Annotated in this window: 12 protein-coding genes, 2 pseudogenes and 1 riboswitch; of the genes and pseudogenes, 10 read left to right on the top strand and 4 right to left on the bottom strand. The window is 65.4% G+C overall.

All coding sequences use genetic code 11. The features are described from left to right. Window positions 1–13: 13 nt before the first annotated feature. A complete protein-coding gene (locus VW23_RS29160; protein WP_069912122.1) occupies window positions 14–721 on the bottom strand; it encodes a hypothetical protein in 708 nt (235 codons plus the stop codon). A gap of 220 nt (window positions 722–941) precedes the next feature. On the opposite strand from VW23_RS29160, the gene VW23_RS24610 reads away from it, so the two are divergent. Next, on the top strand, window positions 942–1325 hold the full coding sequence (locus VW23_RS24610; protein WP_069912121.1) for a hypothetical protein: 384 nt from the start codon (window positions 942–944) through the stop codon (window positions 1323–1325). A gap of 221 nt (window positions 1326–1546) precedes the next feature. Here the strand turns inward: VW23_RS24610 and VW23_RS24605 are convergent, their stop codons facing one another. The 3 genes from VW23_RS24605 to VW23_RS24595 form a co-directional block, all read right to left on the bottom strand. Further along, window positions 1547–2635, bottom strand: a complete 1089-nt coding sequence (locus VW23_RS24605; protein ID WP_425285229.1) for a BMP family ABC transporter substrate-binding protein — start codon at window positions 2633–2635, stop codon at window positions 1547–1549. Between the two features lie 127 nt (window positions 2636–2762). Beyond that, window positions 2763–3434 carry a flavin reductase family protein gene (locus tag VW23_RS24600; RefSeq protein ID WP_069912119.1) on the bottom strand — a complete coding sequence of 224 codons (672 nt, stop codon included), beginning with the start codon at window positions 3432–3434 and terminating at the stop codon, window positions 2763–2765. Then, window positions 3431–4168: a GntR family transcriptional regulator gene (locus VW23_RS24595; protein WP_069912118.1), complete on the bottom strand. Its 738-nt coding sequence runs from the start codon at window positions 4166–4168 to the stop codon at window positions 3431–3433. Before VW23_RS24595 ends, VW23_RS24600 begins: the two co-directional genes overlap by 4 nt. A 126-nt stretch (window positions 4169–4294) precedes the next feature. Between VW23_RS24595 and VW23_RS29155 the strand changes: the two genes are divergently transcribed. From VW23_RS29155 to VW23_RS24555, 9 genes and pseudogenes are all read left to right on the top strand, one after another. After that, window positions 4295–4516, top strand: coding sequence for a hypothetical protein (locus VW23_RS29155; protein ID WP_176730480.1), 222 nt, complete (start codon window positions 4295–4297; stop codon window positions 4514–4516). After that, window positions 4513–5436 (top strand): DUF1989 domain-containing protein, encoded by a 924-nt coding sequence (locus VW23_RS24590; protein WP_069912117.1) that lies wholly within the window; start codon window positions 4513–4515, stop codon window positions 5434–5436. The genes VW23_RS29155 and VW23_RS24590 overlap by 4 nt, the downstream gene beginning before the upstream one ends. Before the next feature lie 142 nt (window positions 5437–5578). Next, window positions 5579–5693, top strand: a riboswitch (guanidine-I (ykkC/yxkD leader). Window positions 5694–5768: 75 nt separating this feature from the next. Next, window positions 5769–6836 carry a putative urea ABC transporter substrate-binding protein gene (locus tag VW23_RS24585; RefSeq protein ID WP_069912116.1) on the top strand — a complete coding sequence of 356 codons (1068 nt, stop codon included), beginning with the start codon at window positions 5769–5771 and terminating at the stop codon, window positions 6834–6836. A 108-nt stretch (window positions 6837–6944) separates the two neighbouring features. Then, window positions 6945–7763, top strand: coding sequence for an ABC transporter permease (locus tag VW23_RS24580; RefSeq protein ID WP_069912115.1), 819 nt, complete (start codon window positions 6945–6947; stop codon window positions 7761–7763). Beyond that, complete coding sequence (locus VW23_RS24575; protein ID WP_069912114.1) at window positions 7760–8584, top strand: ABC transporter ATP-binding protein; 825 nt, start codon at window positions 7760–7762, stop codon at window positions 8582–8584. Before VW23_RS24580 ends, VW23_RS24575 begins: the two co-directional genes overlap by 4 nt. Continuing rightward, complete coding sequence (locus VW23_RS24570; protein WP_069912113.1) at window positions 8581–9393, top strand: urea amidolyase associated protein UAAP1; 813 nt, start codon at window positions 8581–8583, stop codon at window positions 9391–9393. The genes VW23_RS24575 and VW23_RS24570 overlap by 4 nt, the downstream gene beginning before the upstream one ends. 1 nt (window position 9394) lies before the next feature. Then, window positions 9395–10015, top strand: coding sequence for an urea amidolyase associated protein UAAP2 (locus VW23_RS24565; RefSeq protein WP_069912112.1), 621 nt, complete (start codon window positions 9395–9397; stop codon window positions 10013–10015). Beyond that, a pseudogene (uca, locus tag VW23_RS24560) lies at window positions 10015–13547 on the top strand (urea carboxylase). Before VW23_RS24565 ends, uca begins: the two are co-directional and overlap by 1 nt. Before the next feature lie 20 nt (window positions 13548–13567). Continuing rightward, window positions 13568–13966 (top strand): annotated as a pseudogene (locus VW23_RS24555) (allophanate hydrolase-related protein); the annotation flags it as partial. Window positions 13967–14081 lie beyond the last annotated feature (115 nt).

Genomic DNA, 14081 nt, shown 5'->3' with positions numbered 1-14081 from the left:
GGGGCTCCAGGTCTCACGGGGTGGCAGGGGGCGCCGCTCGGCGGGCGGCGATCTCGTTGCGCAAGGCCGCGACGAAGCGCCTCTGCTGCTCGGGTGGCAGGGTTTCGACGATCGCCGTGATGCGCTCGCGGAATCCTGCCAGCGCGGCGTAGCGGCGAGCAATCACCCGGATGCCGCGCTGGCTGATGACCAGCAGCGCCAGGTCGGTCTCGTGGCCGGCAATGGCGGCGGGCTGCAACTGCGCCAGGTGATCCTCGGACAGCTTCACGCGGAGCTCGGCCAGCCATTGCTCGGTGGGCGCCAACTCTCGCGAGGTGCCGAGGGCGGCGTTGAAGGCGCCCGAGTCGCTGTGTTCGGCGGCCAGCAGTGCCACGACATAATAGGCGTAGGCATAGGTTGGCGACGCCGCGGCAAAGCCCGTGGCGGCGCTGCTGCAGGTCTTGAGCGCCGCGTTGCGCCGTTCGGTGGGCATGGTGAGGCCATAGAGCGAGCTCGCGACGGCCACGCAATCGTCGAGGATGAGATCGTGCGCCGGGCGCGACAGCCCTGGATGGAACTCACCGTCGGCGAGCACCTCGATGCGCTGTGCCAGCCCGCTGCCGGCGAACAGATAGGGCCCCGATTCGGCGAGGAGCGCGTAGGCCGAGCCGAAGGCCAGGAGCAGTGAGGTGATCGAAAGCAGCAGCAGGCCAAGGGCGCCGGTAGCTCGTCGACCACTCATCGCCGTGCCCTCAAGACATCGGCGTTACCACAGGAAACCTCAGGTGACTCAAGCAACGAGACGTGGTTAAGCTTGCTAATTCTGCCTGCTCCGGCCTCTCGCCACGAGAGTCGCCCAGTGTCAGCAAGATTGACCGCGACCGGTACCATGCAGTACCTTGCGCCATCCTGCGGAGATATTTGTCATGCGAAACATACTTGGAACGCTTGCCGTCGCTAGCATGGTGACCTTCGGCGCGATAGCCCCTGTGGGCGCCCAAAGCGTCGTTACCAGCGTATCGATCGCCGACATCAAAGCCAGCTGCCATACTGGCGGCAGCGACCAGGCGTGCATCGCCGCGGTCGAGGCCTACATCGCCGATATCAGGGCGGCAGGGCTGCCGGCCGATCAGAAGGACGCGCTCCTGGCGCAACTCGTGGTTGAGCTGGGCTCGATTGCCTCCAGCCTGCCGGCCAATGTTCGGGCCCGCGTCGCGGACGCCATCAACATCATTGCCAACGAAATCACCGATCCTACCCTGGCCTCTCGGATTCAGGTCGCCGCGGCGAATGTCGAAGCCGGCATCGACCTCGGCGGGGGCGACGTCTCGGCCAGCCCAGCCTGATCCCCCCCGCGGACGAGCGGGTTATCGCGCGCATCGCACGGGTTGGCAGACCTCGGTCGCCGACCCTGATTTTTTGCGGTTCGCTTTACAGGCCAGACGGTGCGACACATCAGCCGGTGGTACGCTGCTGCTGCGCGACGATTGCTCCGACGATGATCCAGTAGGGTGCAGCGCGGGGGCGACGGACCGCGTCTCTCGACGCGGCCCGCTCATCGGCTTTCTCAGGTGATCGAGCCGACCACGCCCTCGATCAGGTAGTCGGTGCCCCACAGGGCGCCGTCATAGAGGCCGAGCGTGCCGTCGATGACGAGCTTGCCGGTATTGTCCTTGAGCGGGCCGACGAAGATCGGGGCTCCCGATCTGGTTTCTTCGATCGCCTTGGTGGCGGCGGCGATCGCGGCTTCGGTCGCCCCGGCGCCAAACGCCGTTGAAGCCACCATATCCTTGTCGTAGCCACCCTCGTTGACGTTGGGCAATTTCTCACCGGCGGCGATCAGTTTGGCATATTCGGTATAGACCGTGCCCCACTTGAGCTCAGCGCCGGTGATGAAGCCCTTGGGCGCCAGCGACGCCTGGTCGGCATTATGGCCGCAGCTCTTGACCCCACGCCCCTCCGCCGTCTCGACGATCACCTTGGGGCTGTCGACGTGGCAGGCGATGACGTCGCAGCCAGCGTCGACCAGCGCGTTGGTGGCCTCGGCCTCGCGCACCGGCAGGCTCCACTCGCCGGTGATGATCAGGCGCACCTCGGCATTGGGGTTCACCTTTTTCACGCCCAGCGTGAAGGCGTTGACGTTGCGCAGCACCAGCGCGATCGGCTTGGCGGCGATGAAGCCGATCTTGTTGGATTTGGTGGAGAGACCGGCGGCCACGCCATTCACATAGTGGCCCTGGTCGAGATAGCAGAAGTAGCCACCCAGATTGATCGGATCGGTGTCCTTGTTCCACAGCGAGGTCGGGTGGCGGAACTCGACGTCCGCGTGCTTCTTCGCCGCTTCCTTCATGAACGGGTCGAAATAGCCGAACGAAGTCGGGAACAGCAGTTTCGCACCGTCGAGGTTGATCATCGATTCCATCGACTGGGCGACCGCGTCGGTCTCGGGGACATTCTCCTCCTCGACCACGGTGACATCAGGCAGGGCTTTCAGCGCGGCGGCACCGACGGCATGGGCCTGGTTCCAGCCGAAGTCGGTGACCGGACCGACATAGATCATCCCGATGGTCAGCGGCGTTGCAGCCTCGGCCTTCATGCCGCTTGCCAGCAGCAGCGATCCGGCAGCGGCGCTGCCGAGGAAGTGTCGGCGGTTCATTGAGAAATTGGACAAGGTTGCACCCCCATGAGTCCAGGTTTCATCGTCCGGTGAGCGCGGCATGCGCCCATCGTCTCGGCCGCGCGGTGGCGCAGCGATGGCTTAGTCGGTTAGTTCCGGAGCGCGGTCAGGCGGCGCCGGTTTCAGTCACAAGGCGGTTGGCCTTGAGCTGTTCGTACTCACCCACCCCGAGCGTTTTGATGTCGAACTGATCGCGGGTGCGGGCGTAGCTATGGCCGCCGAGGCGACCGATGGCATCCATCTTGAGCTGGTCGACGTGCAGTCGCGCCGGATCGACAATGTCGGCCCGGATATGGATGCCCAGCACTTGCCCCAGCACGATCTCTCGCGCCCTGCCGACTTCGATCGTGGTATGGCGCCGGCACTCGAGCGCCGCGGGCGCCGAGACGATGCGCGGGCTGCGCACCGCCTTGCCCGGTACCGTTTCGAGGCCGGCCTCGGCCAGTTCGTCGACATCGGGGCCGAACTTGATGGCGCAGATCTCCATCTGTGCGGCGAGCGCGTCGTCGACGATGTGAACGGTGAACTCCTCGGTCTCGCGAATATTCCGCGCCGTGTCCTTGAGGCGCATGTCATCGTAGTTTTCGATGCCGATGGCGACGATCGCCGGATCGTGGGTGAGCACGTTGAAAAAGCTGAACGGCCCGGCATTGCGCTGGCCGCTGCGGCTCAGCGTGGTGATGAACGCGATGGGGCGGGGAATCACCGTGCCGATCAACAGCTTGTAGCGCTCGCGCGCACTCAGCTCGGCAAAGTCGAAGTGGACGTGGCCGCTCATTTGGCGCGCTTCTGCTTGAGCGGGATCGCGCCGTCGCGCCCCGCGATGGCACCGGCATAGCGGGCCAGCACATCGCCCAGCGCCACACTGGCGGGGTCGGTATCGTGCATGGCCCGGCGCTCCACGACGGACATGTGCGCGTCCATCAGGCCGATGGCCTTGGCGGCGTCGCCGGCGCGCAGCGCGGCGATGATCTCGATATGCTCGTTGGGGCCACTGTGATCGTGGCTGTGCGGCGAGCCGTAAACGGCAAGGATCAGCGAACAGCGGGTCACCAGTTCGGACATGTAGCGCTCGAGCAGCACATTGCCGCTCAGTTTCGCCAGCCGGATGTGAAACTCACCACCCAGGCGCCCGGCAACGTGCTCTTCATGCCGCTCGCGGGCCGCATCCTCCTCGCGCACCAGCCCTTCGAGCTCGGCGCCAAAGCTTGGTTTCCAGCGCTTGATGACGAGGTCGACGGCCTGGGCTTCCAGCCCCCGCCGCACCTCGAAGACGTCACGGGCCTCCGCCAGGGTCGGTTGGGCGACGATGGCCGTGCGCTTGGGCCGTGCATCGACCAGCCCTTCTGATTGCAGTTTCGCCAGCACTGCCCGCACCAGCGTCCGGCTCATGCCGAAATGTGCGCCTATCTCATCCTCGGGCAGTTTGGTGCCCGGTTGCAGCGCCCGCTCGAGGATCGCCTGTTTCAGCGCCTCGTGAGCGATATCGGTGCGGGGGGATGGCCTGGTCATTCAAACCTCGTATTGCCGATCCATTCATGCATACGAGATTGAGCGTTGCAAGTATGCCAGAATTTGCGGTCAACCGGCAAAACTGCAGCAGTTTGCAGCCACTTGCGGCCAACATGCGAGAATCGCATGGCTGATCTGCACGAAACCGGATCGTCGTTGCGCCAATCATGTATACAGTTTTGGTATTCGAAACGGGAGGGGCGCATGCCGGCCAGGACCATTATTCTCAAGCTCAACCAGCAGCAGCTCGAACTGATCGACCGCACCATCGCCAAGGGCGCTGCACCCGACCGCGCGGCATTAGTGAAGCTGGCCATCCGCGAGCACGCGGGACGGCGCGCCAAATGAGAACCGTGCTCCAGACCCTGATGCTGCAGCCAGGCACCGGCAAGGCGTTCGAGCTGCTCGCCGGTCAGATCCTCCGCATCGAGCAGGTGGAGGGCGGGCAATGCGTCGATTTCAACGCCTTCAACCTGCACGACTACAAGGAGTTCATGCATTGCGGACGCACCCGTACGGTGCACGGCTTCAACCCCACCGAAGGCGCGTTCCTGTGGAGCCAGCCGCCGCGCGAGCGGGCGCTGCTCTATATCCTCAAGGATACCGTCAAGCGTAACGACGTGCTGTTCCCGCGCTGCTCGGCCTATCTCTACGAAAGCGCCTACGGCTTTCACGATCACACCAACTGCCATGACATCCAGTCCGAGGCGCAGCGCGAGTATGGTCTGACCCCGGACGATGTGCATGACAGCTTCAACTTCTTCATGAACACCGAAGTCGGTGCCGACGGTCGGGCGGCCATCACCCGGCAGTCGAGCCGGGCAGGGGACCATGTCGACCTGCTGGCGTTGACCGATGTGCTCGCCGTGCCCAATGTCTGTGGCGCCGACATCATGCGCACCTCGAATTTCTCGCTGAAGCCGATCCGGCTCACCGTGTTCGAGGCAACCGAGTCGGACCTCGCCAGTGTCCCGCCGACGCCCGTCCTGCGCAGCCAGCGCACGCCGCAGGATTTCCGCCAGCCCGTCATCAAGGCCGACCGGGAACTCTACCGCGATCCCAGCTACGCCCCAGCCTTCACCAATGTGCCGATCCGCATCGAAGAGCTTGTCGTCACGCTGACGGAGGAAGAGGCCCTGCTGTTCGACGCGGCGCGCCAGCCGCTCTACGGCAATGATGACGGCGCAGCGCTGCGCGACATGCTCTTTACCTGGTGGGAAGAACGGTACCTGGGAGCCAGCGCGGGCGCGCCCGCCATCACCCGGTAAGAAGCGCTGCGCAGCGCCTACTTTGTGTGCAGGTTGCTCCCGCATTCGACATGGCACCGCCTGGCCGACAGTGGGCGCATCATCTAAGAGTCTGAAAGGCAACAGCATTCAAGTCTGGCACGGCCCTTGCTCCATTGTATCCAGAGTTAGGAGCTAGGGTTCCGGCGCCGGTACGTATCCGGCGCGTCAGGTCCGAGAGCATCCACCGGAGCGGGAGACATCCCTCCGGGACACGGCGGGACAAAAGCCCGGGAGACCTCGTAGCCAAGGGATTGGCAGCGCGGGTCTTTACGCGCCATCGCCGATCCCCAAGTCGAAACAGGGGATTGCGCATGAAGATCACCAAACTGGTTTCAGCCCTCGCGCTCACGGCGCTCATCGCCGCCGGCGCGACCACCGTCGAGGCGCAGCAGAAGACCGACTTCAAGGTGGCCTGGTCGATCTATGTCGGCTGGATGCCCTGGGGCTATGCCGCCGACACCGGCATCGTCAAGAAATGGGCCGACAAATACGGCATCACCATCGAGGTCACGCAATTCAACGACTACGTCGAGTCGATGAACCAATACACCGCCGGCGCCTATGACGCGGTGACCCTCACCAACATGGATGGCCTCTCCATCCCGTCCGCCGGCGGCGTCGACACCACTGCGGTGATCATCGGCGATTTCTCGGCCGGCAACGACGCGGTGATCCTCAAGGACAAGACTGCCCTTGCCGACATCAAGGGGCTTCCGGTCAACCTCGTCGAGTTCTCGGTGTCGCATTATCTGCTGGCGCGCGCGCTCGAGAGCGTCGGCATGACCGAGCGCGACGTCAACGTCGTCAACACCTCGGACCCCGATATGGTCGGCGCCTTCCAGACCGCCGATGTCAGCGCCATGGTGACCTGGAACCCGATGGTCTCCGAGATCGCTGCTCTGCCCGGCGCCCACAAGGTGTTCGACAGCGCGCAGGTCCCCGGCGAGATCATCGACATGATGGTCGCCAACACCCAGGTGCTCACCGACAACCCCGATTTCGGCAAGGCGCTGGCCGGCATCTGGTACGACACCATGGCCGTGATGACCGCCCAAACCCCCGAAGGGGCGGCGGCCCGCGCCGCGATGGGCGCCGCCTCGGGCACCGATCAGGCCGGTTTCGAGTCCCAGCTCGCCGCGACCAAACTGTTCCCGACCGCGGCGGAAGCCGTGACCTTCACCACCTCGCCCGACCTCAAGGTGACGATGGACAAGGTCCGCACCTTCCTCTTCGACAAGGGCCTGCTCGGTTCGGGCGCCGCCTCCGCCGACGTCATCGGCATCGAGCTGCCGGGTGGCGCGGTGCTCGGCGACGCCAACAACATCAAGCTGCGGTTCTCGGACGTCTACATGAAGGCCGCGGCAGAGGGCGCGCTGTAGCCACGACACGTCTCACCGCAGCTTCGGCTCCATCGCCTTCTCCCTCGCCGGGGAGAAGGCACCCGAGCGGCGGATGAGGGGTCTGTCTCCACCACCACCGGGCACCCCATGCGTCTCATCAACCTCAAGCCATCGCGAACCAACCAGCTGATCCTGGCCCTGCTGCCGTTCCTTGCGCTGCTGCTGGCCTATGCGCTCGGATCCACCGCCCGCCTGGCCGAGAACCCGTCGGACAAGCTGCTGCCGGCGCTGAGCAGTATCGCCGATGCCGTCAATCGCCTGGCCTTCGTGCCCGACCCGCGCACCGGCGAGTATCTGCTCTGGTCCGATACTCTGGCGAGCCTTGGCCGCCTCTGCTCCGCCCTCGGCATCTCGACGCTTATTGCCCTCGTCTTCGGCATGGTCGTTGGCATGTTCCCTTATGCCCGGGCGCTGCTGGCCCCGTTCTTTGCCGCCGTCTCGATGGTGCCGCCGCTCGCCCTGCTGCCCATCCTGTTCATCGTCATGGGCTTGGGTGAAACATCCAAGATCACCCTCATCGTCATCGGCGTTGCCCCGATCATGATCCGCGACCTGGCGCTCAAGGTCATGGAACTGCCGCGCGAGCAGACGGTGAAGGCCGAAACGCTGGGTGGCAATTCCTGGCAGATCGCCTTGCGTGTCGTCCTGCCGCAGATCCTGCCGCGCCTTCTCACCTGCCTTCGCCTGCAACTCGGTCCGGCCTGGCTGTTCCTCATCGCGGCCGAGGCGATTTCGGCAGATTCCGGGCTCGGCTACCGCATTTTTCTCGTCCGTCGCTACCTGTCGATGGACGTGATCTTTCCCTACGTCATCTGGATCACGCTGCTCGCCGTGCTCACCAACGTCCTGATCGATCTCGTCCGCATCCGGGTCTTTCCGTGGTCCGAACTGGATAAGGCGTCATGATCGTCGTCAACAATGTGTGGAAGGAATACGGCGACCAGATCGTCCTCGAGCGCGTGTCGCTGACCATCGAGGACCGGGCCTTCGTCGCCCTGGTCGGCCCCTCCGGCTGTGGCAAGACCACGTTCCTGAAGCTGCTGCTCGGCGAAGAGCGGGCAACACAAGGCACCATAGTCCTCGACGGCAAGCCGTTGGCGCCCGAACCCGGCCCCGACCGCGGTGTCGTGTTCCAGCGTTACTCGGTGTTTCCGCATCTGACGGTGCTCGGCAACGTGCTGCTCGGCAAGGAGTTTGAGGCGTCCCGCTTTCGCGCCCGGCTGGTCGGCGCGGCCCGTCGCGACGCCATCGAAGAGGCGCGTGGACTGATCGCCGAAGTCGGCCTCGCCGGCAGCGAGGACAAGTATCCGGCCCAGCTTTCCGGCGGCATGCAGCAGCGCCTGGCTCTGGCGCAAGCCCTCATCATGCAGCCGCGGGTGCTGCTGCTCGACGAGCCGTTCGGCGCGCTCGATCCGGGCATCCGTGCCGAGATCCACGTTCTGATGAAGCGGCTCTGGAACGAAACCAATCTCACCGTCGTGATGGTCACCCACGACATGCGCGAGGCCTTCACCCTGGGCACCCGCGTCATCGCCTTTGAGCGACCGCGCAACCGGCCCGACGAGCGCGAGCGCTACGGCGCCTCGCTCAGCCGCGACATCGACATCTGGCCGCCGCGTCGTGCCGGTGTTCTCGACCCAGACAGCCCCGATCGGGACGGCCCGATCCACGAGGTGGGCGCCAGCCGGGACGACCCGGCGCCATCACCTCAAGGAGATCCGGCATGAGCCGAACCCCGGAGCAGATCGCTGCCGACCGCGCCCGCTACGAAGAACACCAGAGAAAGGGCCTCAGCTTTGCCGCCAAGGCACTGCCGGAAGCCAGCGTAGTGCCGGCCGCGCCGATCGCGGGCGATGTCATCGCCACCGAAACCCTGGCCGCTGGCTGGTACTGGTCGACCCTGCTGCGCCAGGGGGAGGCCCTGCGCATCGCACAGACGCACGGTTTCGCCTCGGTTGCCCTCGTCTGCTGGAGCGCCCGTGACACCAGCGAGCGGCTCAACCTGCCGGATACCGTCAAGGTGCAGTGGGATACCCGCGCCCAGCGGGGCAGGGTGCTGTTCTCCGACATGGGCCGGGTGATGCTGTCGATCACCGAGGACTCCTCGGGCGGCGCGCATGACGTGCTGCTTGGCGGCTCCACTGCCGCCGCCAATGCCGCAAAGTATCCCGGCGCCGTCACCCGCAACACACGGGATAATTTCGTCCTGGCTGCCGGCAAGCTTGGCCTGTCGCGACGCGATCTGCCGATGGCGCTCACCCTGTTCGCGCCGGTCCGTGTTTCCGATGACGATGGCCACTTCGCCTGGCAGTCCGACCTGCTCGACGGCAACCACTATGTCGACCTGCGCGCTGAGATGGACCTGCTTGTTGCGCTGTCCAACTGTCCACACCCACTCGATCCCGGGCCGGTCTACGCGCCGAACCCCGTCGAAATCACCCGCTATGTTGCCGAAGTGGCGGGCGATGACCTCTGCCGCACCGCCACCGCCGAAGCCGTTCGCGGTTTCGAGAACAACGCCCGTGCGGGGGCCTGAAATGCGTCAGCCAGCCACCGCCATCCAGTCCCATTTCATCCCCGCCGAAGCGCCGTGGTCCGGCATCGTCAGGAAAGGCCAGACCATCCGCATCGTCGACAGCGAGGGGCAGCAGGCCGTCGACACGATCTTCTACCGCGCCGACGACTTTGCCGAACGTTACAGCGCCCAGGACACGCTGCGGACCCAGGGCTCGGCCTATGTCGGGGTCGGCACGAAGATCGTCTCCAGCGAGGGCAACACCATGCTCACGGTGGTTGCCGACACCTGCGGTCGTCATGACACCATGGCCGGCGCCTGCTCGTGCGAAAGCAACACCGTCCGCTTCGGCCATGAAACCCGCTATTTGCACGCCTGCCGTGACAACTTCCTGCTGGAAGTGAGCAAACACGGCATGAGCAAGCGGGACATCGTCCCCAACATCAACTTCTTCATGAACGTGCCGATCTCGCCCTCGGGCGAGATGACCATCGTCGATGGGCTGAGCAAGCCCGGCGACTATGTCGAACTGGTCGCCGAAATGGACGTGCTCTGCGTCATCTCCAACTGCCCGCAGATCAACAACCCCTGTAACGGCTTCAACCCGACGCCCATTCAGGTCCTGGTCTGGGACGCCGAGTGATGTTCACCAAGGTCCTTATCGCCAACCGCGGCGAAATCGCGGTGCGCATCATCCGCACGCTCAAGCGCATGGGCATCGGCTCGGTCGCGGTCTACTCCGACGCTGACCGCTTCACCAAGGCAGTGCAACTCGCTGACGAAGCCATCCGCCTCGGCCCCGCGCCGGCCGCCGAGAGCTATCTCGACGTCGAAGCCGTCCTCGCCGCCTGCAAGGCAACTGGGGCGCAGGCGGTCCACCCCGGCTACGGCTTCCTGTCGGAGAACACGGCTTTTGCCCGCCGGCTCGAAGCCGAGGGCATCACCTTTATCGGGCCGACGCCCGAGAACATCGAGGCTTTTGGCTCAAGCACACGGCTCGCGAGTTGGCCAAAACCAACGGTGTGCCACTGCTCCCAGGCACCGACCTGCTCGCCACTGCCGAGCAGGCGCTCGAGGCAGCCGAGACGGTCGGCTACCCGGTGATGCTCAAGTCGACCGCCGGCGGCGGCGGCATCGGCATGTCGCTCTGTGCTGACGCAGCGGCGCTGAGTGCCGCCTTCGATGGCGTACAACGCACCGCCCGGGCCAGCTTCGGCGATGCGCGGGTCTATCTGGAGCGCTTCGTCTCCGACGCCCGCCATGTTGAGGTTCAGCTCTTCGGCGACGGCAAGGGCAGGGTGATTGCACTGGGCGAGCGCGACTGCTCGCTGCAGCGGCGCAACCAGAAGGTGGTGGAGGAAACGCCGGCACCCGGGCTTTCCGCTACCACACGCTATCGGCTACACGAGGCCGCCGTGAATCTCGGCCGTGCCGTCGGCTATCGATCCGCCGGCACGGTCGAGTTCATCTACGACCCCGATCGCGAGGAGTTCTATTTCCTCGAGGTCAACACCCGCCTGCAGGTCGAACACCCGGTCACCGAAGCGGTTTTCGGCATTGATCTGGTCGAGTGGATGATCCGCCAGGCCGCCGGCGAAACCGTCATCCCGGTTGCGCCGCTGACGCCGAAGGGCGCGGCGATGGAGGTCCGGCTCTACGCCGAAATCCCGCATGCCAACTTCCAGCCCAGCGCCGGATTGCTCACTGAGGTGAAGTTCGGCGACGCCCGCGTCGATACCTGGGTCGAGACCGGCACCGAGGTCACCAGTTTCTACGATCCGATGCTGGCCAAGATCATCGTCGCTGCCGATGATCGGCCGGCCGCGATCGCGAAGCTGCGCACCGCGCTGGATGAGACCAGCATTTCGGGCGTCGAAACCAACCTCGACTACCTCCGCGCCATCGCCTCGTCCGACCTGCTCGCCTCCGGTTTGGTGGCGACCACGGCGTTGCGGCGCTTCGCTTTCACCCCGGACGTAGTGGAAGTCATCACGCCCGGCGCGCAGTCCTCGCTGCAGGAACTGCCGAGCCGGCTCGGGCTGTGGCACGTCGGCGTGCCGCCATCGGGACCGATGGACGAGCGCAGCTTTCGCCACGCCAATCGCCTCGTGGGCAATGCCGATGAGACGGCGGCGCTCGAACTCACGGTTTCCGGACCAACCCTGCGGTTTCATGCGCCGGCAACGCTCGCGCTCGCGGGTGCATACATGCCCATGAAGCTCGACGGCGCCCCGCTGCTGCACAACCAGCGCATCGAGATCGGCGCAGGCCAGATCCTGAGCATCGGCGCGATCGAGGGGCCGGGCCAACGGTCATACCTCGCCTTCTCCGGCGGCCTTGCGGCGCCCGAAGTGCTTGGGTCCCGGGCCACCTTCGCGCTTGGCAAGTTCGGTGGCCATGCCACCGGCACCTTGCGCGCCGGCGAGGTCCTGCATCTCGGCCGTGCCGGGCAAATTGCTAGCCCCGCCACCGATCCCGCGCCGCTGACCCGCAACTGGGAAGTCGGCGTGCTCTACGGCCCGCACGGTGCGCCGGACTTCTTCCTTGAGCAGGATATCGAGACCCTGTTCTCGACGGCCTATGAGGTGCACTTCAACTCGGCGCGCACCGGCGTCCGGCTGGTCGGACCGGCGCCGAGATGGGCCCGTACCGATGGTGGCGAGGCTGGCCTCCATCCGTCCAACCTGCATGACAACGCCTATGCCGTCGGCGCCATCGACTTCACCGGCGACATGCCGATCATCCTCGGTCCGGACGGGCCGAGCCTTGGCGGCTTCGTCTGCCCCGCCGTCATGGCGCGCGACGAGCTTTGGAAACTTGGCCAGTTCAAGCCAGGCGACAGCATCCGCTTTGTCCCGGTCGCCCGCCCCGATGACACGATCGCCGGCCCGGCGATCCACCGGCCGGGAGAGGCCGGCTCAGCCATCGTCGGCCATTCCGATGCCGGCCCCGTGCCGGTGGTCTACCGGCGGCAGGGTGATGACAACCTGCTGGTCGAGTACGGCCCGATGGCGCTCGACCTCGCCTTGCGCCTCCGCGTTCACCTGCTGATGGAATCCGTGCGTCGGGAGGCGAGGCTCGGAGCGAGGAACGGTATCATCGACCTCACCCCCGGCATCCGCTCCCTCCAGATCCATTACGACTCGACCCGCATCAGCCGCGGCCATCTCCTCGGATTGCTGCGGGAGATGGAGCAATCCCTTCCGGTCCCGGAACAGGTCACGGTCCCCTCCCGCATCGTCCATCTGCCGCTGAGCTGGAACGATCCCGAGGCGCAACTGGCGATGCGGAAGTACCAGGAGCTGGTCCGGCCGAATGCCCCGTGGTGTCCTGACAACATCGAGTTCATTCGCCGCATCAACGGTTTGCCGGACATCGAGGCGGTAAAGGCCACCATCTTTGATGCCAGCTACCTCGTCCTCGGTCTGGGCGATGTGTATCTCGGTGCGCCGGTCGCGACCCCGATGGACCCTCGCCATCGCCTCGTCACCACCAAGTACAACCCGGCCCGCACCTGGACCCCGGAGAACGCTGTAGGCATCGGCGGCGCCTATATGTGTATCTACGGCATGGAAGGTCCGGGCGGCTATCAGCTGTTCGGCCGCACCATCCAGGTCTGGAACACCTGGCGTCGGACGGCTGCTTTCGCCAGGTCGCCATGGCTGCTCGATTTCTTTGATCAGATCCGCTTCTTTCCGGTCAGCCATGATGAGCTGACCGAAGCGCGCGCCGCCTTCCCGCATGGCGGCTACCCAGTGCGGATCGAGGAGACAAAGCTCTCCTACGCGGATTACGCGGCCGAGCTCGCCCGCAACGCCGACAGCATCAGCGCCTTCAAGCGCACCCAGCAGTCGGCCTTTGAAACCGAGCGTCAGCGCTGGAAGGAAGAGGGTCTCGACAGCTTCGTCGCCGACGATGGCGCAAGTGCTGCCGACACCAGCGAGATCCCGACCGGCCACTTCGGCGTGGCGAGTTCGGTGCCCGGCAATATCTGGAAGATCCTGGTCGAGGACGGCGCCCATGTCGAAGCGGGTCAGCCGGTCGCCATCATCGAATCCATGAAGATGGAAATCACCGTCACCGCCCACGCCGCCGGCGCCGTCCGCGACGTTCGGGCCGGGCCGGGGCGCAACGTCAAAACCGGCGACGTCATCATCGTACTAGAGGAGATCTGAACATGGCCGAGAACCAAGCTGACGGCGCGCTTCCCATCGTGGTCGTCGGGGCCCATCTCACCGGCCTGCCGCTCAACCCGCAACTGACCTCCTCGGGCGGCCAGTTCGTCAAACGCTGCCGCACCTCCCCGGATTACCGGCTCTTCGCCCTCCCCAACACGACGCCGCCCAAGCCGGGCATGGTGCGCGAACCCGGTTTTGTCGGTCCCGGTCTCGAGGTCGAAGTCTGGTCGCTGCCATCCGATGCCTTCGGCCGTTTCGTTGCCGCCATCCCTGCGCCGCTCGGCATCGGCAAGGTCTCGCTCGAGGACGGTACCGCCGTTTCGGGGTTCCTCTGCGAGGCCCATGCCGTGGCCGAGGCGGAAGAGATCACGCGCTTTGGCGGCTGGCGGGCATTTCTGGCGGAGCGTGCAGGATGAACGCTGTCATTCGCGCCGTGCGGTTGCTGCTGCATCGCCTGGGCGACGGCCTCGCCGCCCGCAAAGGCATTGTTCGGCCAAGGAAAGATCCTCCGCCGAACTAGGCTTCCGCCTC

It is taken from the genome of Devosia insulae DS-56 (assembly GCF_000970465.2).
GTDB lineage: Bacteria > Pseudomonadota > Alphaproteobacteria > Rhizobiales > Devosiaceae > Devosia_A > Devosia_A insulae.
This window is presented reverse-complemented; position numbering and strand designations above follow the sequence as displayed.